The organism is Collinsella sp. AM13-34 (assembly GCF_003473055.1).
Lineage (GTDB): Bacteria > Actinomycetota > Coriobacteriia > Coriobacteriales > Coriobacteriaceae > Collinsella.
In genome coordinates this window covers 57,527-80,566 of record NZ_QRLE01000003.1, presented here as the reverse complement: position 1 = coordinate 80,566, position 23,040 = coordinate 57,527, and the positions used below count along the sequence as shown (strand labels likewise).

Annotated in this window: 18 protein-coding genes; 15 read left to right on the top strand and 3 right to left on the bottom strand. The window is 60.4% G+C overall.

What is annotated here, in order from left to right; all coding sequences use genetic code 11:
- The first annotated feature begins 22 nt into the window (after nt 1-22).
- The 3 genes from DW151_RS01710 to DW151_RS01700 all read left to right on the top strand — a co-directional run bounded on the left by DW151_RS01710 (nt 23) and on the right by DW151_RS01700 (nt 6,458).
- On the top strand, nt 23-733 hold the full coding sequence (locus DW151_RS01710) for a TetR/AcrR family transcriptional regulator (protein ID WP_118334141.1): 711 nt from the start codon (nt 23-25) through the stop codon (nt 731-733).
- 11 nt (nt 734-744) lie between these two features.
- Nucleotides 745-5,526 (top strand): 2-hydroxyacyl-CoA dehydratase, encoded by a 4,782-nt coding sequence (locus DW151_RS01705; protein WP_118334139.1) that lies wholly within the window; start codon nt 745-747, stop codon nt 5,524-5,526.
- Between the two features lie 482 nt (nt 5,527-6,008).
- The gene (locus DW151_RS01700) at nt 6,009-6,458 is read left to right on the top strand and encodes a hypothetical protein (RefSeq protein WP_118334138.1); all 450 of its coding nucleotides are present in this window, start codon (nt 6,009-6,011) and stop codon (nt 6,456-6,458) included.
- Between the two features lie 125 nt (nt 6,459-6,583).
- On the opposite strand, the gene DW151_RS01695 is transcribed toward DW151_RS01700, so the two are convergent.
- Entirely contained in the window at nt 6,584-7,723 is a 1,140-nt protein-coding gene (locus DW151_RS01695) for a DUF389 domain-containing protein (protein ID WP_118334136.1), read from the bottom strand.
- Nucleotides 7,724-8,030: 307 nt separating this feature from the next.
- Here DW151_RS01695 and DW151_RS01690 point away from each other — a divergent pair, with 307 nt between their 5' ends.
- On the top strand, nt 8,031-11,483 hold the full coding sequence (locus DW151_RS01690; protein ID WP_118334135.1) for a CAP domain-containing protein: 3,453 nt from the start codon (nt 8,031-8,033) through the stop codon (nt 11,481-11,483).
- A gap of 202 nt (nt 11,484-11,685) precedes the next feature.
- Here DW151_RS01690 and DW151_RS01685 read toward each other — a convergent pair whose 3' ends face one another.
- On the bottom strand, nt 11,686-13,389 hold the full coding sequence (locus DW151_RS01685) for an OPT/YSL family transporter (RefSeq protein WP_118334133.1): 1,704 nt from the start codon (nt 13,387-13,389) through the stop codon (nt 11,686-11,688).
- Nucleotides 13,390-13,581: 192 nt separating this feature from the next.
- Here DW151_RS01685 and DW151_RS01680 point away from each other — a divergent pair, with 192 nt between their 5' ends.
- On the top strand, nt 13,582-14,433 hold the full coding sequence (locus DW151_RS01680; RefSeq protein WP_118334132.1) for a type III pantothenate kinase: 852 nt from the start codon (nt 13,582-13,584) through the stop codon (nt 14,431-14,433).
- 14 nt (nt 14,434-14,447) lie between these two features.
- Nucleotides 14,448-14,600, top strand: a complete 153-nt coding sequence (locus DW151_RS10535) for a hypothetical protein (protein ID WP_158571636.1) — start codon at nt 14,448-14,450, stop codon at nt 14,598-14,600.
- Between the two features lie 139 nt (nt 14,601-14,739).
- On the opposite strand, the gene DW151_RS01675 is transcribed toward DW151_RS10535, so the two are convergent.
- On the bottom strand, nt 14,740-15,738 hold the full coding sequence (locus tag DW151_RS01675; protein WP_118334130.1) for a hypothetical protein: 999 nt from the start codon (nt 15,736-15,738) through the stop codon (nt 14,740-14,742).
- A gap of 65 nt (nt 15,739-15,803) precedes the next feature.
- Here DW151_RS01675 and DW151_RS10885 point away from each other — a divergent pair, with 65 nt between their 5' ends.
- The 9 genes from DW151_RS10885 to DW151_RS01630 all read left to right on the top strand — a co-directional run bounded on the left by DW151_RS10885 (nt 15,804) and on the right by DW151_RS01630 (nt 22,971).
- Nucleotides 15,804-16,031 (top strand): helix-turn-helix domain-containing protein, encoded by a 228-nt coding sequence (locus DW151_RS10885; protein ID WP_118334129.1) that lies wholly within the window; start codon nt 15,804-15,806, stop codon nt 16,029-16,031.
- Nucleotides 16,032-16,135: 104 nt separating this feature from the next.
- The gene (locus DW151_RS01665; protein ID WP_118334127.1) at nt 16,136-16,660 is read left to right on the top strand and encodes a dCMP deaminase family protein; all 525 of its coding nucleotides are present in this window, start codon (nt 16,136-16,138) and stop codon (nt 16,658-16,660) included.
- A gap of 170 nt (nt 16,661-16,830) precedes the next feature.
- On the top strand, nt 16,831-17,109 hold the full coding sequence (locus tag DW151_RS01660; protein WP_035137589.1) for a NifU family protein: 279 nt from the start codon (nt 16,831-16,833) through the stop codon (nt 17,107-17,109).
- A 109-nt stretch (nt 17,110-17,218) separates the two neighbouring features.
- Nucleotides 17,219-18,040 (top strand): prolipoprotein diacylglyceryl transferase, encoded by an 822-nt coding sequence (gene lgt / locus DW151_RS01655; protein WP_118094715.1) that lies wholly within the window; start codon nt 17,219-17,221, stop codon nt 18,038-18,040.
- A 134-nt stretch (nt 18,041-18,174) separates the two neighbouring features.
- A complete protein-coding gene (locus DW151_RS01650; protein WP_233543285.1) occupies nt 18,175-20,358 on the top strand; it encodes a DUF6020 family protein in 2,184 nt (727 codons plus the stop codon).
- Between the two features lie 164 nt (nt 20,359-20,522).
- Entirely contained in the window at nt 20,523-21,329 is an 807-nt protein-coding gene (locus DW151_RS01645; RefSeq protein WP_117584122.1) for a YebC/PmpR family DNA-binding transcriptional regulator, read from the top strand.
- Nucleotides 21,330-21,495: 166 nt separating this feature from the next.
- Complete coding sequence (locus DW151_RS01640; protein WP_147351745.1) at nt 21,496-22,041, top strand: hypothetical protein; 546 nt, start codon at nt 21,496-21,498, stop codon at nt 22,039-22,041.
- Nucleotides 22,034-22,411 carry a DUF2273 domain-containing protein gene (locus DW151_RS10700; RefSeq protein ID WP_231500738.1) on the top strand — a complete coding sequence of 126 codons (378 nt, stop codon included), beginning with the start codon at nt 22,034-22,036 and terminating at the stop codon, nt 22,409-22,411. The genes DW151_RS01640 and DW151_RS10700 overlap by 8 nt, the downstream gene beginning before the upstream one ends.
- Before the next feature lie 44 nt (nt 22,412-22,455).
- Complete coding sequence (locus tag DW151_RS01630) at nt 22,456-22,971, top strand: Asp23/Gls24 family envelope stress response protein (protein WP_055251999.1); 516 nt, start codon at nt 22,456-22,458, stop codon at nt 22,969-22,971.
- Nucleotides 22,972-23,040: the final 69 nt, after the last annotated feature.

The following is a 23,040-nucleotide window of genomic DNA, read 5'->3' as shown; positions in this document are numbered from 1 at the left end:
GGCTGAGTAACAAGGAGGACGCTTGTCCCAGCTCGAGAAATGCGACCGCCGGTCCCTTCGCTCGCAGCGTGCCCTTCGCCAGGCACTTGCCAGCGAGCTTGCCGAAAGCGGCGACCTTTCACGCATTAATGTCGCGTCGCTCACCGAGCGCGCTGGCCTTACGCGCCGCACGTTCTATTCGCACTACCGCGATATCCCCGACTTTATCAATCAAATCGAGGACGGCTTGCTGGCCGAGATCCGTGAGCGCATTGAGCTCATCACCGCAGCTCTGCTGCCCGATCTCTATCACAACATCGATGAGCTCGAGCCGGCGCCCGGTTCGGTTGAGCTGCTGCGTTATCTTGCGGCCAACCGCGACTTAATCGGTGCGCTGCTGGGTCCGGGCGGCGACCAGGCCTTCATTAAAAGGATCATCGACACCGCGCGTGAGGCTGTGGTGCCGCGTGCGCAGACGGGCATTTTGGGCCTGGCGCTGGGCACGTTCTTTGACTACTACGTCACCTACGTCGTGAGCGCCGAGGTCGGCATGATTCAGCGTTGGTTTGAGCGTGGGCTCACCGAATCGCCCGAGGCCATGGCACGCATTATGACGGTGCTCGCTTTTGTGCGCCCTGGTGACCTGTATGGCCAACCCATCGATATCAACGTGCCGGAATACGGCATGAAGCTATTGAACTTGCAGCTCGAGGACGCGGCCGACACCGTCGCAACCGTCGAGTCCAACAACTAAGAGGAGAGACAATGAGCAAGCTCGTCGAGGGCATTAAGGACCGCATGGTCGCTGCCGCACGCGAGGCCGCGCCCACCGTGATGGACGCCGCGCAGAAGGCCGCGACCGCGGCTGTCGAGAAAGTTGCCGAGGCAGTTGCCGATGCCAAGAACGTGGCAGGGGAGACGTCCGTCGTCGCCGAGCCCGCTACCGCCGCTGAGCCCGTAGCCGCCGCCCACGCCCCCGAAGGTGCAATCTTCAACCCCGAGAACGCTCGTGGCAACCTGCACCTGGGCATCGACGTGGGCTCCACCACCGTTAAGCTCGCCGTGCTCAACGACGACAACCAGATCGTCTACGCCAAGTACCAGCGCCATCACACCGACGTCCGTGCCTGCGCCCGCGACCTGTTCGAGGGTGCCGCGACCGTGCTGCCGACGGCCCAGATGACCTGCGCCATTACCGGCTCGGGCGGCCTGCTGCTGTCCCAGTGGCTCGACCTGGAGTTTGTCCAGGAGGTCATCGCCAGCAAACGCGCCGTCGAGACCCTTATCCCGGCCACCGATGTCGCCATCGAGCTGGGCGGTGAGGACGCCAAGATCATCTACTTTGACAACGGCATCGAGCAGCGCATGAACGGCACCTGCGCCGGCGGCACGGGCGCGTTCATCGATCAGATGGCCACTCTGCTGCACACCGACGCGAGCGGCCTCAACGAGCTCGCGGCCAACGCCACCACCATCTATCCCATCGCCAGCCGCTGCGGCGTCTTTGCCAAGACCGACGTGCAACCGCTGCTCAACGAGGGCGCCCGTCCCGAGGATGTGGCCGCCTCCATCTTCCAGGCCGTTGTGACCCAGACCATCTCGGGCCTGGCGTGCGGCCGTCCCATCCGCGGCAACGTCGCCTTCCTGGGCGGCCCGCTGCAGTATCTCTCCGAGCTGCGCCACCGTTTCTACCTCACGCTCAACCTGGATGAGGAGCACCGCATTGTGCCCCAAAACGCCCACCTGTTTGTGGCGAGCGGCGCCGCCATGGCGCACGAGTCCAACAAGCTCAGCACGTTCCTGCAGCTTATCGAGGCCATCGACAGCCTGGGTGACACACAGGGTGCCGAGGTCGAGCGCCTGGATCCGCTCTTTGCCACCGACGATGACTTTGTCGAGTTCAAAACCCGCCACGACCAGGAAGTCGTCCCCAAGGGCGAGCTCGACGGCTACACCGGCCGCGTGTTCATCGGCATCGACGCCGGCTCCACCACCATGAAGGCCGCGCTCGTGGGCGAGGACGGTCAGCTGCTGCACACCTGGTACGGCAACAACAACGGCGACATCCTGGGCACGGCCAAGGTCATCATGGCCGATTTCTACAACCACATTCCCGCGGGCTGCACCATCGGCCACGTGACCACCACGGGCTACGGCGAGGCGCTGCTCATCGAGGCCCTCAAGGCCGATTCCGGCGAGATCGAGACCGTCGCGCACCTGCGCGGCGCCAAGGCGTTCCTGCCCGGCGTCGAGTTTATCCTGGACATCGGCGGCCAGGACATGAAGTGCCTGCGCGTCAAGGATGGCGTTATCGAGCACATCATGCTCAACGAGGCCTGCTCGTCGGGCTGCGGCAGCTTTATCGAGAGTTTCGCCGTGTCTATGAACATGGACGTGCGCGCGTTTGCCGATGCCGCCATCCATGCCAAGGCCCCCGTCGATTTGGGCAGCCGCTGCACGGTCTTTATGAACTCGCGCGTCAAGCAGGCGCAAAAGGAAGGCGCCACGGTGGGCGACATCGCGGCCGGCCTGTCTTATTCCGTCATCAAGAATGCCCTGTTCAAGGTCATTAAGCTGCGCGACCCCAAGGAGATCGGCAGCCAGGTGATCGTCCAGGGCGGCACCTTTATGTCCGATGCTACGCTGCGCGCGTTTGAGCAGCTCACCGGCGTTCATGCCGTGCGTCCCGACATTGCCGGCTGCATGGGCGCCTACGGTGCGGCCCTGCTCGCCCGCGACCGCGCCGGCGCCGACGGCACTTCGACCATTCTTTCTGCCGAGGACATCGCGCACCTCACCGTGACGCAAAAGCATGTCCGCTGCGGCCGTTGCTCTAACAACTGCCAGCTTACCGTCAACGACTTTGGCGGCGGCAGGCGCTTCATTACCGGTAACCGCTGCGAGAAGGGTGCCGGCCACAAAAAGCAAAAGACCGAGGCGCCCAACCTCTTCAAAAAGAAGAACGATCTGCTCTTTAACCGCGAGGTGCTGAGCCCCGACGAGGCCCCGCGCGGCACCGTCGGCATCCCGCGCGCGCTCAACATGTACGAGAACTACCCCTTCTGGCACGCGTTCTTTACGCGCTTGGGCTTTAGCGTGCAGCTGTCCGACCAGTCGAGCAAAAAGACCTACCAGGCGGGCATCGAGTCCATGCCGTCCGAGAGCGTGTGCTACCCGGCAAAGATGAGCCACGGCCATGTGATGAACCTTATCGACCGCGATGTCGACTTTATCTGGATGCCGTGCGTGCGCTGGGAGCGCAAGGAGGACCCGACGGCCGGTAACTGCTACAACTGCCCCATCGTCATGAGCTACCCCACGGCGTTGGCGCTCAATATCGATGAGATTCGCGAGCAGAATATCGAGTTCCTGTACCCGTTTGTGCCCTATCATGACAAGACCGAGCTCAAGCGCCGTCTGTACCAGGTGCTCGCCGTCGACCGTGTGGCCGATGCGCAAGCCGGTCGCGGTCGCGTGCGTGGGCCCAAGATCACGCGTTCCGAGGTCGATGCCGCCGTCAACGCCGCCTTTGAGGCCGATGCGCGTTTCCACGAGGACATCCAGACCATGGGCGAGGAGGCTCTTAAGTGGGTCGAGGACCACGGCGGTCACGGCATCGTGCTCGCCGGTCGTCCCTACCATAACGACCCCGAGATCAACCACGCCCTGCCCGAGCTTATCTCGAGCTTTGGCTTTGCGGTCTTTACCGAGGATTCGCTCGCGCATCTGGTAAAGCCCGAGCGCCCCATCCGCGTCGTCGACCAGTGGATGTACCACAGCCGCCTGTACGCCGTCGCTCGTTTTGTGACGATGCGCAACGACCTGGACCTGATCCAGCTCAACTCCTTCGGCTGCGGCTTGGACGCCCTGACCACCGACCAGGTGCAGGAGATCCTGGAAGCCAGCGGCAAGATTTACACCGTGCTCAAGATCGACGAGGTGTCCAACCTGGGTGCCGCGCGCATCCGCATCCGCTCGCTCATGGCTGCCCTCAAGGACCAGGAGGCCGAGCGCTTGGCCGAGGCCACGGCCGCGGGCGAGGCTTACGAGCAGGGCGATGCCGCGCCAGTGGCGCCTTCCACGGATGCTCCCGCGTTTGCGAGCCGCAAGTACACGTTCGAGGCGCAGCGTGAGAGCACCTCGACCGCATGGGCCAAGGTGCCCTTTACCGAGCAGATGCGCGACGAGGGGTACACCATTCTGTGCCCGCAGATGGCACCGATCCACTTTGACCTGGTCAAAGAGGTGTTCCGTGGTGCCGGTTACAACCTGGAGCTGCTTCCCTCGACCGATCACGACGCCGTCGAGGCAGGCCTGCGCTACGTGAACAACGACATCTGCTACCCGTCGATTTTGGTAACGGGCCAGATTATGGAGGCTATCGAGAGCGGCCGCTATGACCTGTCCAAGACGGCCGTGGTCATCAGCCAGACCGGTGGCGGCTGCCGTGCCACCAACTACATCGCCCTCATTCGCAAGGCCCTGCGCGAGAGCGGTCACCCCGAGATCCCCGTGATCTCGCTTTCGGCCGTGGCGCTTGGCGAGGACAACCCCGGCTTTAAGCTGACGCCGGCGCTGCTTAAGCAGGCGGTCTACGCGGTGCTCTTTGGCGACGTGATGATGCAGATGCTCTACCGCTGCCGCCCGTATGAGGCCACGCCCGGTGCCGCCAACGCGCTCTACGAGGAGTACATGGCGCGCGCTCGCAAGCTGGCACCCAAGTTCAACAGGCATAACTACACCAAGCTGTGCCGCGAGGCCATCCGCGCGTTCGACACCATGCCGCTTGTGGGCGAGGACACCAAGCCGCGCGTGGGCGTGGTCGGTGAGATCCTGGTCAAGTTCCACCCCACGGCCAACAACCACGTGGTCGACGTGATCGAGCGCGAGGGCTGCGAGGCCGTGGTGCCGGGTCTGCTCGACTTCTTCCTGTACTCCATGAGCAACGCCGAGCTGCAAAAGGACGAGCTGGGTAGCTCTGCAACGACGCGTGCGGGCATGCAGGCGCTCATCAAGCTTGTGGACTGGATGCGCACGCCGGTGGAGGAGATGCTCGAGAAGTCCCGCCGCTTCGAGGCACCCGAGCGCATCGGCACCATGGCCGACAAGGCCCGCACGGTGCTTTCGGTGTGCAACAACATGGGCGAGGGCTGGCTGCTCACGGCCGAGATGCTCGACCTGATTGACCATGGCGCGCCCAACATCATCTGCACGCAGCCCTTCGCGTGCCTGCCTAACCATGTGGTGGGCAAGGCCGTGATCAAGGAGCTGCGCCGCCAGCATCCCGAGAGCAATATCGTCGCGGTGGACTACGACCCCGGTGCGTCCGAGGTCAACCAGCTCAACCGCATCAAGCTCATGATCAGCGTGGCCAAGGAGAACATGCGCGCCGGTAAGGGCTTTAAGCTCGAGAAGGTGGCGCCGCTCGCGATGGACGAGGTCACCGGCCAGATGCGCGCCCACGATGGCTGCGTGAGCTGCGGACCGGCCAGCGAGGAGGCCGTGGCATCGGTCGCTGAGCGCCTGGGACGCGGCATTAAGAAGTAACTGGCCTGCTATGGGCTAGATATGGGACAAACGGGTGGCAGCCGTACCGGTTACCACCCGTTTTTACTGGACATCTGTTGCGTAAACGGTCCAACTATCACCCCCCTGCGAACTTAGATTTCGGAAGTATGCGGCAAAATTTGAATAGGCCAAGCACACTGGATATGCCCAAGCTTTGTACCTGCGGTTTTATTGGTGAAAAACCGGGGTGTGCTCGAGGGCTCCGGAATTTGCCGCATACTTCCGAAAACAACGTCTCGGTGGCACCAAAAATTGCCTCCAGAACCCTGAGATAATGAACATATGTAGCCGTTCGCCGCAAATTATCGTCCGTTCATGGAACCTATCTCCAACGAGTTGTAACCATATGGTTTGATGTTGGAAACATATGATTGCCGGCAGGTCGTAGGTGACGTTTGCCCTGATATCGGAGGTACCAAGTATGTTTCGTGCTCCGTTAAACAAGTATCGGGCTGGCTAACATGAGCCGCCGTTTTGTCTCGATAACCCTTGCAGTGGTCTGCCTGGCTGTGCTCCTGGGCGCTACAGGGCTGTTTGCTATAAGCCGAGAAACGTCCTATATGCAGGAATGCGCTTCCGAAGGCTTTGCCATTGATGGTTACTATCGGGATGACAAAACGAGTCGGGTAACCCTGGCTTTTCTTGAGGAGGACAACTGTCGATGGCAGCTGGTCGACCAAGACGGAATCTGCACAGACGGGCAATTTAAGCGTACGGATGACCCCAACATCCTGATATTAAAGAAGGAAAACGGTGAAGAATTCGGTACGGTCCACGTGGCGTACTTGTCACGCCGACGCGAGCAGGGCCAGCTCTATCTATCTAGAGATAGCAAAGTGACCCGATTTTATCTGGTGGGCACCAAACCTGCGTTTACGGTGGAGTCTGGCGATGTCGATCCGGACAGTTGATTCACGGCAATAAAACAGAGAGCGGGGCGTGGGCGTGAACTGCACCTCGCTATTTGCTCGTGTCCGTATCGCGTCTGCGCCTCGTCGTAACTTGCGTCCGTGCGAGCATTCATCCCGCGCCGGCATCACTTCACGTCAAACTCCACGCGATCGAGTTCGGGCACGTTGAGGTCAATGAGCTTGCGGGCGACGTGACGGTCGTGCGCCCCAAGCGTCTCGCTTGTCGTCACGTGGGCGACAACCTCGCGCTCGACGATGCCCTCCTCGTCCCCTTCGGTAGCCGAGGTCTCGACGGCGACGGTGTAATCCTTAAAGCTTGGCAGCACCGCGGCAAGCTCGCGTGTGGTTTCAGTGACGCCGTAGCCGTCCTGTACGCCGGCCTGCGCCGAGCCAATGGAACCCGCGGTCATAACGATGCAGGGGATGGCAAAGATCACCGTTCCCACGATGATGTGGCGGCGCACCTTGCGCGATAGCTCGTCGACCTCGGCGTTTTCCTCGGCGGTCACGATGCCGTCGCCGTTCAGATCGCGCTTGAGCGGTACGCGCAAAAGAAGTAGCACGGCTTCGGCAGCCAGTGCGATAAAGACCACGTTGATGCCAAACTCATAAAGCGCCGAGAGAAACAGTGACCCGCTTGCGATGGCGATGCCATAGCCCGCCGCGCACAGGGGCGGCATGAGCGCGGTCGCCACGGCCACGCCGGCGATGAGCGTTGCGGGCTCCTGGTCGCGTGAGTTGCCTAGGCCGCCCGCAAAGCCGCCGGCGAGCGCGACAGCGAGGTCCCACACGGTGGGCGTCGAGTTGTCGATAATGGCGGCTGTGGTGGCGCCAAGGGGCGAGAGCTTAAAGTACAACGTGGATGTGACCAGGCAAAAGGCCATTTGCAGCGCAAGGCCGGCGACGGCTTCGACGGTAATCTCGCGGTCGAGCGTGGCGATGCCATATGCCATGGCAAGGACCGATCCCATAAGCGGGCAGATGAGCATGGCGCCCACGATGGCGATGTCCGAATCGATATCGAGGCCAATACTTGCGATTAACATCGCGATGATGAGGATGCACAGGTGAGTGCCAGTCAGACGCGCCCCGTTTACAAAACGCTTGCGGATCACGTGATAGGGTGCGCGTCCCTCGCGAATGTTGAACGCGCGCTTGAGGAAGCGGGTGACGTTTTCCATGGCTTCGCTATGAGCAGGGCGGATGCCGTGACGCCGATGATGACGCTCACGCAGTCGTTCGATCTGTTGCTTGTCGAGTTCCATGTTCACCTCGTTCTGGCACGGGCCGCGCAACGCGCCCGTTGTCCTAACTCTACACCGTGGCGGGCGGGGTGTCTGTTGGATGCGGAATCCGATAGGGCGGATGACGCGGGAGCAAATGCAAATCACAGGCTCAATTCGATCCCGCAAGAATATGATGCGCCAGCTCCTACATATGTGACGAAATTGTGAAGCACGAGAGCGCGAATTTCAAAAAATCCGCCGGTGACCAATGTTGCGCAACAGAATTCAAAAATCAGCTCCTACATTTTGAAGCGTATGGATACATCCGTGTCAAAGGGAGAAAGCCATGGCAAACTACAGCCCACAACACTTTGAGCCTCGGGCTAAGGCCGTCAACGTCAAGGGCGTTGCCAACCGCGCCGTCGCAACCGTTTTGACGGCGGGCCTCATCGCTCAGCCGCTCATGTCGCCGCTGGCGGCAATCGCCGCACCGACGGCAGATAACGGCGATTCTGTTCAGGGGGGGGGTAGTTCTGTAGAGAACACCGTTGCCGCCGGTAACCAAGCGGTCGTAAAGACGGCTGCCCAGCTGGCAGAGGAGTCGGCAAAGCAGCTCAAGGACGCTCAGGCCGCCTACGATGCGGCTCAGAAGAAGGCCGACGCGGCGGGCCAGTCTCAAAAGCAGGCACAGCAGCAAAAGAATCAGGCCTCGCAGGCTGTGAGCGACAACGAAATCGAGCAGAACGCAGCAGAAGTCGCCGCGCTCCAGGAGAAGATTGACGAGCTCAAAGCCGCCGTCGAAAAGACCGAGCAGCAGCAGAAGAAGCTGGGCGACCTGAACGATCAGCTCGAACAGGCCAACAAGAGTGTCGAGGATAAGACCCAGGCGCTCAAGGACGCCAAGGCAAAGCAGGATGAGGCCAAGAAGGCCCTCGATGATGCCCAGGCCAAGCTCGAGGCCATGGGTATGGACGAGTACGAGGCCGCCAAGAAGGCCGTCGAGGACGCGCAGGCAAAGCTCGATGACGCCAATAAGGCCGTTACTACTGCACAGGCCAATCTGGACCAGGCCAAGGCCGCCGAGGTCAGCGCCCAGCAGGAAAAGAAGGACACTGAGACCGCTCTGACTTCCGCTCAGGCCAAGAAGCAGGAGACTGCCGCTGCTCTCGCAGCCGCAACCACCGCGCGCGATAACGCCCAGCAGAAGCTCGACCAGGCGCAGGCCGCACTCGATGCCGCCGTCTCGGGCACGGGCGTCGACCTGAGCGCGCTCGAGACGGCCAAGAACACTGCCGCCAGCGAGCTCGCGACCGCGCAGGACGCGCTCGATGCCGCGACGACTGCAGACGTCACTGCACAGGCGAACCTGCAGGCTGCGCAGACTACCGCCACCGCCGCGCAGGAGAAGGCCAACGCCGCCAACGCTGCTGTGGCATCTGCCAAGTCTGCATACGATGCGGCAAACAAGGAGTACAACGCCGCCGCCAGCGAGTGCGACGCCGCGAAGACGGCATACGAGCAGGCCCAGCAGACCGAAGCCGACAAGAAGGCGGAGTACGACCGACTCGTCGAGGTTCGTCAGCAGAAGAGCAACGAGTTCGATCAGGCTCGTGCTGAAGTAACCGACGCGCATAATGCATACGACGCCGCAAACGCCGAGGTCGAGAAGCTTAACCAGCAGATTGCCGACCTCAAGTCGAACATGACCGTAGATCAGAATGTCATCAGTCAGGGTATGTTCGGCTTCATGAACTACATCATCGGAGGCAGCCAGTTCACGGCAACGCAGAAAAAGAATGCCCAAGATGCCGTGTCGATGCTGACCGGTGCTGAGGGCAAGGCCGAATGGTATGACCAGTACGTCGATCAGGACATGTCTCGCGACACCAACCCGCTTTCCTTGGAGCAGATGCGCAACGCCCTGACCTACCTCGATACCCAGAACAACCTCCGCAAGGCGAACGGTCAGTCGGCGCTCAGCGTCAGCCTCCGCATGACTGCGGCAGCCGCCCTTAATGTATCATATTCATCGAACATCTGGGGACACTCGGGCTGCTACTGGGATAACGGTGAAAATCTTGCCGGCGGCGGCGGTGCATATACCGGCGGCGAGACCGAGGATACGCTCGGTTGGCCATACACCGGTCTCTACACCCAGGAGAAGGAGGCATTCGATAAGTACGTCGAGAAGAATAGCGACCTTGGAAACCATCGATATGATTCCTACTATATCTACCAGCACTACAGCAGCATCTACCATGAGTGCGGGCACTATCTCAACATCATCGATGCCGGCACGAAGGCTATCGGTATCGCGACCGGTAGCGGTAAGAACACCGATTCCGAGGTAACCATCTTCGATTACAGCTCTTTTGACAGTCAGGCTGATTTCACTGTCTCCGAGTTCAAGAAGCTCCTGAACGACTACATCGCTTCCGCCTACAATGCAGGCGGCACGCAGGAGCAGAAGGAGCAGCTGAAGCAGCTTCAGAATAAGCTGGCAGAGGCGCAGAAGAACTTCGGGGCTGCTGGAACGGCTTATTCTAACGCATTGGATAAGCAAGAAAACGCACGCGACGCCTATACCGCGGCCGACACAAACGTGAACACCGCCAAGGGTGAGTACGAGAAGGCTAAATCCGGCACCGCCGCCGCGAAGACGGCATACGACGCCGCCGAAGCCAAACTCAAGGGTATCGACGTCAAGACGCCCAAGACCAAGCTCGACGCCGCCAAGAGCGAGGCCGCTACTGCCCAGGCAGCTCTCGATAAGGCAAACGCCACGCTTGCTGACAGCAAGACGAAGGCAGCCGATGCCGCTGCTCACAAGGCGAAGGCTCGCAGCGCCCGCGAGGCCGCCAAGGCAAAGTCCGATCAGGCCAATGAGGCGTATGGCAACGCCACGGCTTCGGTCAAGGACCTTACTGCCAAGCGCGATGCCGCTAATGCGAACCTTGCGAACAAGCAGGGCACGCTTGACGAGGCCAAGAAGGCCGACGACACTGCCCAGGCTGGCGTTGACAAGGCTCAGGCCGCAGATGCGCACGCCGCGACCGCTCTTTCGGACGCCAAGCAGGTAGTTGCCGCCAAGACGCAGGCCCTGTCCGACGCACAGGAGAAGGTCAAGGCCGCTGAGGGCGAGCTGGCCACCGCAAACAAGGCCTTCGAGCGCTTCGCCGGCGCCCAGAAGGCGGTCGACGACGCCAAGGCCGCCTATGACGCTGCCGTCGCCGGTGTCGCCGATGCCCAGAAGCAGCTCGAGGCCGCCAACGAAGCCGTCGTCGATGCGAACCTCGATATCGTCAAGGCCAAGGCCGAGCTTGCCAACGACGAGGCACTCAAGGCCGATCTTGAGGCTGTCGACCACAAAGCATCCCTTGCCGCGGGCACGACGGGCAACGAGAAGCTGGTCAAGCTGAACGCTGCCTACGCTCGCTATAAGGCTGCCGTCGATGCCGCCGCTGGTCTCAAGGCTGCTCTGAGCGATGCCGATGCCAAGCTGTCCGATGCCAACGACGCCTATGCCGCCGCGCTTGCCGAGCTTGGCGATGCCAAGGATGCCCTGGCTGCCGCTCAGGCCGAGTACGACAAGTATCATCCCAAGGCTGAGCCGCAGGCCAAGCCTCAGGTTGCGCAGGCTGCTGCAAAGGCTCCTGTCGCCAAGAAGAAGGCCACGTCGGCCGCGCTCGCCCAGACCGGTGATGACTCCGCTCTTGCGGGCGAGGTCTTCGTTATCGGCGGTATTACGCTCGTGGCTGCGGGCGTGACGCTGGGCGATCGTCGTCGCAAGCAGATGTAGCGTTTCGAGCGTAGATTCTGCAAACGAACTTCGGTTCATAGCAGGAACGCTTCGATAGCTAAACCGATAAGGCCGGCGCGCTGTTAAACGCAGTGCGCCGGCCTTTCTTTGCGTTGGTATCAAAAAGCCCGGTCGGTAGCCGCGAAAGCTACCGACCGGGCAAATCGTAGGCAATATGGCTGCGAGCGAACAGCCGCTCGACTTAGCCCAGCAGGCTTAAGCCCACGGAGACAAACGCCAGGATAACGCCGACGATGGACTCGCCGCCGAGCAGGCCGCTGGCGACGACCAGGCCCTGCTCCTGGAAGGCGGCATCCTTGGAGGCCTTCTCCTCGTCCGAAAGACCGGCAGCGGCGTCGCGGCGTGCGGCCCACTTGTCGTAGGCGAGCTTGACGCAGGAGCCCAAGAAGGCCGTGAGCGACATGTAGAACGGCAGGTACACGCCCAGGCCGATCATCATGGCCGGAATGCCGAGCCAGTACATGACGATGCCGGCGATAAAGCCGCCTGCGAACCACGGCACGCTCGGGATGCCCGAGACCATGGTGGCGACGACGCTTGCCTGCGCGGCCACAAAGCTCTTGTCGGGGCCGAAAGCATCCGGACCATAGGCGGTGACGAGCGCGACCATGACGGCAGCGGCGACCAGGGCGCCCACGATGCCGCCGATGGCCTGGCCGATCCACTGCGCACGCGGGTTGGTGCCCAGCACGGCGCCGGCCTTAAAGTCGTTCATGACGTCGCCCGCAAGGCCGCATGCCACGGCCACGATGCCGGCGATAAAGAACAGCTTGACCTGGGCGATCTGTGCGAAGGCAGCCACGATGAGCATGACGATGAGGCCGAAGATCTCCATGGGGTCGATGCCCGTCTGGCCGCAGCTCTGCGCGCTCATGATAGTGGTGACAAAGGTGAACAGCGTGACGATGACGGCCGGGACGGGGCCAAGGTCGAGCGCGATGGCGACGATCACGGCAATGGCGGCAGTACCCAGGCCGATGATGCCGGCGTCGAGCTTAAGCGAGCCCGAGATGAGCGACTGCTCGTCGGTGTCGCTGGAGCTGTCGGCGGCGAGGCCGCGGGCGATGCCGGCGACCTGCGGCAGGATGTCCTTGAGGACGACGGCGACGCCAAAGCCCATCATGAGGCCCATGCCGAGCGATTTGACGATGCCCTGCGCAGTCACAACGTCGAATAGACCGGCAGCGGTGCCGCCCACGATGATGCCAAAGTTGCCCAGCAGCGCGCCGGCAAACCAGAACGCGACGGGGGCAAAGCCCACCAAAAAGCCGATGGACAGCAACATGGGCGAGTTGTAGATGGCAAAGGTCACGCCGGGGATGTTGAGCGTGCACAGCATGCTGGGCACCACGCCCAGGGCGTCGCGCAGCACGCTGTAGATGCCTGCGATGGCCATAGAGCCAAAGAGCTGCTTGCCGGTCTTGCCGCCGGCCTCGGTGGCGCGCAGGGTCTGAGCTGCGGCGTTGCCGGTGGGGAACTCAAGCGCGGCGTCCACGATAAAGTGACGGTGGATGAGCGCGGTGGCCAGCAGGCCCAAGATAGTGCCGGCGAGCGCCACGATAAACATGTCGAGCCAGCTGATCTGGTCGGCATAGCCCAGCATCCAGGCACCCGGGATGGTAAACGCCAGGCCGCCGGCGACCATGGCGCCCGCGGACATGATGGTGTGGGTGACGTTGGCCTCGTTGAGGCTGGCGTTGCCCATGAGTTTAAGGAAGAACAGCGAGATGACGGCAGCGAAGACGATCGGCCAGGGGAGTGCGCCCATCTTGAGGGCGGTGTAGGCCGAGCTTGCCGTGATGATCACGCAGCCAAGGACACCGATGACGACGCCGCGCAGCGTGAGTTGCCCGCGCATCGAGGCGCGGTTCGAGGGATTGCTCATATAGAACTCCTTTGCGTATATCCGCTTCCCCCGGGAGCGCCGCTACGGATACGGCGCGGGAAGTCGGGTTACCAAGGGCCGCCGCGTGAGCTCGCGCGCGACCGCGCACCAGTATAGCCGTAAGCTAGTCATTTTGGGATGACTGGTTTAGGTAGGCGATATACTGCTGGACAGACGAAAGGAGTGCCGACGATGCTTAATGGGTGCGCATATATATTGACGGTCGACGTGGGCAACACGTTCATTCGCTTTGGCCTGTTTGCCGAGGATTCGGCCGCGGCACAGGAATGCCCGCTTGCGACGTGCGAGATCACGACGCCGTCGAGCATTACGGCCGACGAAGCGCGTATGCGTCTCGCTCAAGTCATGGCCGCGCTGGCGGCCGATGCGGGCATGCCCGGCGCGCTCGTTCCCGCAGCTGCAGTCCTGAGTTGCGTGGTGCCGGCGCTCGAGCGTCCGTGGAAGGCGGCACTTTTTCGCACCTGCACGGGGCGCGTGCTCACCGTGGGGCCGGGCCTCAAGACCGGCATGCCCGTCCGCTACGACGACCCGGCCGAGATCGGCCCCGACCGCATTGCCGACGCCGTGGCGGCCCGTGCCGTCTATGGCTCTCCGTGCATTGTGATCGACCTGGGCACCACGACCAATATTGAGGTCATCGATGCGCACGGTACCTTTGTCGGCGGCGTCATCGCGCCGGGTCTGGCGCTTGGCGCCCGCTCGCTTTCGGCTGCTGCGGCGCGCCTGCCGCAGGTCGAGCCTTCGGCGCCAACGCACGTCATCGGCCGCAACACGCGCGAGGCCATGCGCTCGGGCGTGGTTCTGGGCGAGGTGGCCCGCATCGACGGCATGCTCGACATGGTGCTTGCCGAGATGCGCTCGACCAAGGCGGCGGGGGAGGGTGGCGTGCCCATCGTCATCACCGGCGACGATGCCGAGGCACTTGCGGCGCTGGTCGGCCATAGCCTGACGGTCGATGACGCGCTGACGCTGCGGGGTCTCGCCGAGCTCTACCGCATCAACCAAAAGCCCCGCCGCGTGTAAAGGTGAGGGCGCCGGTGGGGGAGGAACTGGCGCCCATCGTGATCACCGGCGACGCCGCACGCGAGATGGCGGGTCTGCTACGCCATGGCCTTGTTCCCGGCGCCGCGCTCACCCTCCGCGGTCTGGTGGAGCTCTACCGCGTGAATACGCAACGGCGTAAAGTGTAGCGTTATTGACATTTCGATTGTTTATATATTTGCAACTGAGTTAAGAGGTGGGGGCAACATACAAGTTGCCCCTATTCTAAGTCGATTTATTTCATTGTGATTAATAACGTATTTGGGGCGGATCAACGCGCTCTTTGCCTTATCGAATCATTGTTAGGAATCGTTGATACTCGCTGTTTTTAGCAATGATTTGAGTATTTGATGCGGCATATGCTGCGTCTAGTTGAATCGAATAAGCGGAAGTTGAAAGACTGTTAACCGCTTGACTCATATTTTGGATTGTTTTATCCGAGGCTTCAACGGCTTCGTAAACGAGTCGTTGTTGAGAGCTAATCTCGTCTAACTTATCGATGACAATATCTAGCTTATCGATAATGGTACCTAATTTACGTTCCATTTCAAAGATGTTATAAGCTTCACCGAGCGTCGAACATCTGCCTGCTTCGAAATATTCGCTAATTGACGCCATGGGGATAAGAGAGCGATATTTTGGATAGATCAAACCAACGCTATAGAAATCGTTCAAAAGAGATTCGGATTCTTGTAGTTTAGCCCTCATTTTATTGAGGTTTTTCGCCTCGGATGCATTTAAATCCTCCAATAAGAGCGTTTTTTGGCGATTATTCTCGAGAATTGTCTCCTTCCGATTATTTGCTTTTATCTTTTCGCTTTTCTCGTGCGACCGTCCGCCCATGCCAAGCAGAAAGCCGATTCCAACTAGCGTGGTTATTGCAAGAGGGAGAAATGGTTTAATCACATTAATAAAGCCAAAAAAGGGCTTTACTAGGTATGAGCAGTAGCCGCCGAGGTCGGGACTAAAAATAAGGGCTACAAATGCATACCCGCTGAAAATCGAACTAATAAACGAAGCGAAGATCGCCGTTATGAAGGCCAGTGCGATAATTCCTGCGGCAGATGTTGCGCCAAACAATAGGGCCGATAAGATGCCTGAAGATATATTGCCGGCCAGTCCACTTTCGTTGTAGTCGTTTGGAACGTCGGTCGGGACCAGTTTTTTTCTTTCTGAATTGACATAGCCTTCGAGAGCACGGATTGCGTTTTGCTGTACAAGCACTGATTTTTCTAAATTGTAGATTGATTTGACGTAGTTTCGCAGGTCGTTCCCCTGAACTTCCATATCTGACCTTTCTTGTTGTAATATATCCCAACAGTAGCATTACTATATCACGTACGCTCTCTAGCATGGATAACAGCCAAAATGCGGGATATAGAGTGCTCGTAGGTCATAATTTAAAAAAGCTGAGAACGACCCAAGGGCTGTCGTTGCGAAAACTTGGCTATATGACCGGAATTGACTATGCGCATGTTCATTCAATCGAAACGGGCAATGCTAATCCGACAATTGGTACATTGATAAAACTTGCCGATGCATTGGACATCGACTTGAAAAGTCTATTAGACTCGAATTAGCAAGTCATTTAAAAGCCGAATGATTGATATCTGCCTGCTACAATGGAGCGAAATCTCCTATATAGCATCGAGCGGGGCATCACATCGACTGGGGAGGTACGCATATGTCGGGCACTCAGCATAAGATCGCTTCCGGCAAGCGCCTGGACGTCATTAGCTGGGACGAGTTCTTTATGAGCGTGGCCATCGCCGCGCAGCGCCGCAGCAAGGACCCCAACACGCAGGTGGGAGCGTGCATCGCCAGCACCAACCACCGCATCCTTTCGGTGGGTTACAACGGTACGCCCTCGGCGCTCAACGACGACTTTTTCCCGTGGGGCACGAGCGACGACCCATTGCAGGATAAGCACAACTACGTGGTGCATGCCGAGGCCAACGCCGTGCTCAACTACCGCGGCTCGCTCAAAGACCTTGAGGGCTCCACGGTCTACGTCACGCTGTTCCCGTGCCACGACTGCGCCAAGATCCTGGCGCAGGTGGGTGTGGGCGAGGTCGTCTACCTGGACAATAAGTATGCTGACACCGATGACGGCCGTATCAGCCGCCGCATTCTCGATTCCTGCGGCATCAGCTACCGCCAGGTTATCGTCGATGTTCATATTGGCACCGGGGAGCAGACTCAGCAGTAGCGCGTGCCAACGCCAGCTGGCGGCAAAGCAGCCAAAATAGCCCCGTCCCAAATTGACTGCTCGTGAAAGTCGTGTCCGCACGCATGGCTGGCGCCTAAGCGGGTACATGGCTGTAGTAACATAGCCCCTGTCCGCGGGCGTGCCCGCGTTATTGTGAGAAAGGAGCCCCTGTGGCTGTTAACGAAGAGCTGCTTAAGAAGGTTCTTGAAGAGATCCGCCCCAACCTGCAGGCCGATGGCGGCGATATGGAGTACGTGGGCGTCGACGACGAGGGCGTTGTCAAGCTGGAGCTGCAGGGCGCCTGCGCCGGCTGCCCCATGAGCTCGCTAACCCTTTCCATGGGTATCGAGCGCATCCTGAAGGAGCATGTGCCCGGCGTTACCCGCGTTGAGCAGGTCAATGCTTCCGGCGAGGCCGAGGACCTGTACGACGAGTACGCGCCGTTCTAAGATGCGAAAGCTGCGGACGGTACGCTTCGCATAGACGTTACGCCCAAATATGCGGCTGCGAGCGTAAGGCCCGCGGCCGCATTTGTATGTAGGGAGCAGGGGGATCGATATGCTCAACGACCTCTACCATATGCTTGATCCCGTCGCGATCTCGGCGGGCCCCATCACCATCTACTGGTACGGCCTGGCCTACGTGGTCGGTGCTCTGCTCACGGCGGTCGTTATGTACCGCACGCAGCGTCGTTGGGGCTTCAACATTACGATTGATGACCTGACGAGCGTCGTGGTCGGCGCGGTCTTTGGCCTCATCATCGGCGCGCGCCTGTTTTACGTCGTCTTTTACGGCGATGGCTACTATTGGACCCACCCGCTCGAGATCTTTGCCACCAACGAGGGCGGCATGAGCTTCCACGGTGGCCTGGTCGGCGGCATCTTGGGCGGCATCATCGTGTGCCGCATGTATAAGCTCGATGCGTGGACTTTGGCCGATCTTGCCGTCATTGGCGCGCCACTGGCCTTGTGCCTGGGGCGCTGTGCCAACTTTGTCAACGGCGAGCTGTGGGGTAAGCCGACCGATCTGCCCTGGGGTGTGGTCTTTGGCGGCACCGCGGGCGATATGCCGCGCCATCCCTCCCAGCTCTACGAGGCGTTTCTAGAGGGCATTGTGCTCTTTTGCATCCTGCAGGTGCTCAGTCGCAAAAAACCGCTGCTGCCCCAGGGTACGTTTATGGGCGTCTTTGTGATGGGCTACGGCATCGTTCGCTTTTTGATTGAGTTTGTGCGCGTGCCCGATGCCCAGCTGGGCTATCTGCTTGGCGGCGTCATCACCATGGGCCAGCTGCTGAGCTTACCGCTTGTGATCGCCGGTCTGGCGCTCATCATCTTCGCCCGACGCCGCAATCGCCCCCAGCGCATCTACCTGGACGCCTAACTACCATAAAGGGGACAGATACCTTTGTGGTGGTTCGCTGGGCAACGATGACAAAACCGTAACGTTTCCCCAGATAAAACCTGCCAAAATAAACCTGTCCCTTTTTGGCAGGTTTCTAGAAAGGCTTTCGGACTGTGAAGGATTCCGACCTCTCCACAACGGCTGCGCGCGACGCTGCCCGCATCGTTTGGTTTAAGCGCTACCCCGCCAAGCAGACGCTCATCGCATTTTTGCTCGCGCTGTTGGCGACCACGGCGTTTTCCATCGATCCCGCGCCGGTCTCGAGCAACGCAGTCTTGGCGATTGACCCCAAAGCCTCGGGCATGCTGTACGTGTGCTACGAGGTGCTCCTCTCGTTTGCCGGCCATACCGACGCGGTCATGCTGCTTGCGCTTGCCTGCCTGCTCACGCTGCCGTTTCGCTACGTATTCTTTGGCCGTGGCGACACCTGGCGCCCGTCGATCATTCTGCCGTCGCTGTTTTTCGCCATCTGCATGGTGTTCGGCCGCAGCTACGACCTCACCGACTCGGCCGAGATTGTTCTTGGCGACAAGGCCCGCATCATCTGTGCCTGGATTGGCGGCGCGGGCTGGATGCTCTTGGCGATCGTTGCCTTCTACCTGGCTTTTGAGTGTCTGGATTGGCTGAGCTCTCGGCGCATTCCGTTTTCCGAAGCGCACTTTGGCCGCGTATGGCGTGTGGCTCACGCCGTGCTCTCGGCCCATCCCTTTGCCGGGCCCTTCCTGGTGCTTATGATCGCCTGGGCGCCCACGCTCATCGCTTCGCTGCCCGGCCTTTTTATGGGAGATACGGGTGCGCAGATTCGCCAGTGGTTCAACTATCCCAACGGCACGAGCGACTACCTGCGCCTACTCAACCCCAATGTCCTGCTCAACGGGCATCACCCGGTCGTGCACACGGCTATCATCGGCTCGTGCGTGCAGCTGGGGCTTTCGGTCTTTAACAGCGCCAATGCGGGGCTTGCCATCTACACCTGCGCTCAGTTCGTCATTACGGCCGCCTGCATGGCCTATTCCGTCTCGTCGCTGCGCAAACTGGGCGTGAGCCTGCCGGTCCGCGGCGTGATCTTGCTGTTCTTTGTGTTTATGCCCATGTTCTCTAACTACGCGGCCCTGCTCACCAAAGACGTGCTCTTTGCCGACGCGTTTTTGGTGCTGTTGGTGCAGACCGTGAAGCTCGTGGCCTGCGGCCTGCCCCGTCGCGATGCCAATGCCGAGCGTGCGGGCGAGAAGGCCCCCGTGCTCTTTGCGCGCCATGACTGGCTGTTGTTTGCGCTTGCTGCCATGGGTTCCACGTTTTTGCGCAATGGAGGCCTGGTGTTTCCGCTGGCGGCGTGTATGATCGCGGCGGCGTTTTGCGCATGGGATGTACATGTCGCTCGTCGTGCGGCTAAGCAGACGGGCACCGCGGTCTCATGCGCCACGCCGCGCTTCCGCTGGGTTGGCGTCCTCGCGGTGCTCGCGCTCTGCCTTGCCTCTAATATGTACTTCACCAAGGTCTTTATGCCGGCGCACGATATCACGCCTGGTTCCAAGCGCGAAATCCTCTCGATTCCGTTCCAACAGACGGCTCGTTTCGTCCAAAAGCACGACGGCCTCAACTCGGGTGTCAACCCCACGGTAAAGGAGGACGGCACCATCGTGGAGGCGCCCTGCGACGGTTTGGTAACTGATGAGGAGCGCGCCGTGATCGACCGGGTGCTCAAGTACGAGAATCTGGGCCGCCGTTACAACCCGGATAAGTCGGATGCCGTCAAGAACTGCTTTAACGAGTACGCCTCGCAGGAGGACATCAAGGCCTATTTTGAGGTCTGGGCGCAGATGTTCAAAAAGGATCCCGAGTGCTATATCTCGGCGCTCATCAATAACTATTACGGCTACTTTTATCCGAGTGCCCGCGATGCCTGGGTCTACAGCACGGCGCGTAGTGCCGAGATCATGGCGCGTCCCGACAACCTCAAGTACTTCGACTTCCATCCGGTTGACAGCAACGTGGTGCGCTGGTGTGACCATCTGATCAATCTGTACCGTGTGGCGGTGCAGCGCATCCCGTTTATTTCGCTCACCATGAGCTCGGCCACCTATGTGTGGATCATGATCGCCGTGGTGGTCTACCTGCTGCGTCGTCATTCATGGCGTGCGCTGGCGATCTGGGTGCCGCTGTTGGGCGTGCTCGCCGTGTGCCTGATTGGTCCGTGCAACGGCTCGACCTACATGCGCTACCTGTATCCGGTCATCGCCTGCATGCCCTTCGCCATCGGCGCCACCGTCACCCGCAGCGACTTCCTCTGGTCCTAACTTGGTGCATTGGGGTCAGGTTTCTTTGCACCAAAGGGGACATCATCACGACGCCTTCATTTTGGGGTTTATCTCGCAGGCCAGTAGGTATATCATAACGACGTTTGTTTATATTGCCCGAGCATCTGCGCTGGGCTTTAGGTCGAAACCGATAGGAGACACGTATGTCCGGACACTCTAAGTGGGCCACAACCAAGCATCGTAAGGGCGCGCAGGACGCCAAGCGTTCCGCCCTCTTCTCCAAGCTCAGCCGCAACATCACCGTTGCTGCCCGTCTCGGCGGTGACCCGCTGCCCGAGAACAACGCCAGCCTCGCCGCTGCCGTTGCCAAGGCCAAGGCTCAGTCCATGCCTAAGGACAAGATCAAGTCCGCTATCGACAAGGCTTTTGGTTCGGGTGCTGACGCCGCCGTCTACGAGAACATCGTGTACGAGGGCTACGGTCCCGCCGGTGTCGCCGTCTACGTCGACTGCCTGACCGACAACCGCAACCGTACCGCCGCTGATGTCCGTTCCGCCTTCTCCCACGCTGGTGGCAACCTGGGCACCTCCGGCTCCGTCGCCTTCCAGTTTGAGCGCAAGGGCCAGATCGTCGTCGCCAAGGAGATCCTGGACGAGAACGCCAAGAAGGAGACCATGATCGCCAACGGTGCTGCCGGTGACGAGGATGAGTTCATGATGGCCATCGCCGAGGCCGGTGGCGAGGACTACGAGGATGCCGGCGAGGAGTGGATCGTCTGGACTGCTGCCAACGAGGTCATGGCTGTCTCCAAGGCGCTCGAGGAGCAGGGTGTCCAGGTCAAGGGCTCCGAGACCACCATGGTCCCGACCACCCCGACCGAGGTTTCCGGCGCCGACGCCAAGAAGGTCCAGCGCCTCATCGACCGTCTTGAGGAGCTCGACGACGTCCAGGACGTCTACAGCACCATGGACATGACCGACGAGGTCATCGCTGCCCTCGAGGAGGAGTAGCGCCAGCACGGATTGAGCCGTGCATATCTGGGCATAATGAAGCGAGCATGCAAGCCTCGTGGAATAGATGAGCCGGATCCGCGTGCGTAGAGCACCGGACCCGGCTCTTTTATAATGATGCGAACCGTTCTGCATTTCGAGAGCCGAGATTTGAAGGGAGCGCCGCGTGCGCGTACTCAAACGAGCCCTAGCGATCGTGTATCTTGCCGCCACCATCGTGGCATTGGGTACGCTTGTCTGCCAGTTTTGGGGGCCGTATACGTATCGCTTTATGCTGCTGATGCGCGACCCCATGCCGCGCATCGTCGTGACGGCGTGCGCCGGCGTCGTGGCGATCGGCGTACTGCTGAGCTTTTTCCGCCTGATGTTCGCCCGTCGCGAACCGTCCTGCGTGCATCCGGCGGGGGAGCGCAATATCGAGGTTACCCTTGCGGCGCTTTCTTCGTGCGCCAGGGTTGCTGCCGAGCGCGACGACCGCGTGATGGTCGAGCATGTCGAGGCTCGCGTCCAAGGCCCCGACGATTCGCACGTCCGTTTTAAGGTCGAGGCTATCGCGCTTGACGATAAGGACGTGGCATCTCTGGCTACCGCGATGCGGCAGCGCATCGAAGAAGCCTGCGATACCATGCTCGGCGCGCCGGGTACGACCGCGCGCGTCCGTTTTTTGCCGTCCAAGACTACCGTCCAGACCGTGGAGGTTTCCGGTGAGTGATACCAATCAAGATAAGACCGCTCGTACGCCGCGCCTGACGATTGACCAGAGCGCCACGTCGGCGAGCGAACCTGTTGATTCCAAAGCAGAGGCAACCGAGTTACAAGACGCGGCAGCCGCGGATTTTGACGAGGCTATGGGTCTCATCAAGGGTACGGGCGCTGCCATCTGGAGCTATGCTGTGCGTCATCCCAACACCACGCTCGGCGCCGTCGCCGGCTTTATCCTCGCCGTGCTGGTACTTACGTTGGGCCTGTGGGACACGCTCGTCATTGCATTCTTCGTGCTGATCGGCGCTGTGATCGGCCAAATTCGCGACGGCGAGAACGGGATCGTCAACTTCTTCGGCCGTCTGTTTAGCGGCCGCTAATATGTATTCGACTGTCGCATCCGCGGCAGGCATAAGGAGGAACCATGGCTTTTAATACGAAGGTCGATGTAGCCGATACCGAGCTCGAGGAGAACGAGGCGGTCGTCGCCGAAGCTGAGGATGTGACGCTCGAGGATGAGGCTCTCGTCGAGGCCGAGTCCGATACGGATGAGGACGACGAGGAAGCGGATGAGTCCGAGGACTCGCTGACCTATTCCAACGGCGTGATCGAGAAGATCGTTGCCATGGCCACCCGCGAGGTTCCGCACGTTCTGGGCATGAAGGGTAACCTCATGCACTTTGTGCAGGAGCAGTTTGGTGCCGAGAATCTGACCAAGGGCGTGACGGTCGAGGTCACCGACGATAATCGCGTGGTCGTCAACATCTCCGTCATCATCGAGTACGGCGCCTATGCGCCCGCGATCTTCGACGATGTCAAGGCACGTGTCACCGAGCGCCTTGCCGCGATGACCGGCCTTGAGGTGGCGGGCGTCAACCTGCGCATCGAGGATGTCATCACCCCCGAGGAGTACGAGCACCGCACCAGCCAGCACGAATAACCTTCCAAAAAGGGACAGGTTTGTTTTGGCAGGTTTTATCTGCGAAAACATTAAACGGCCGACCGCGCA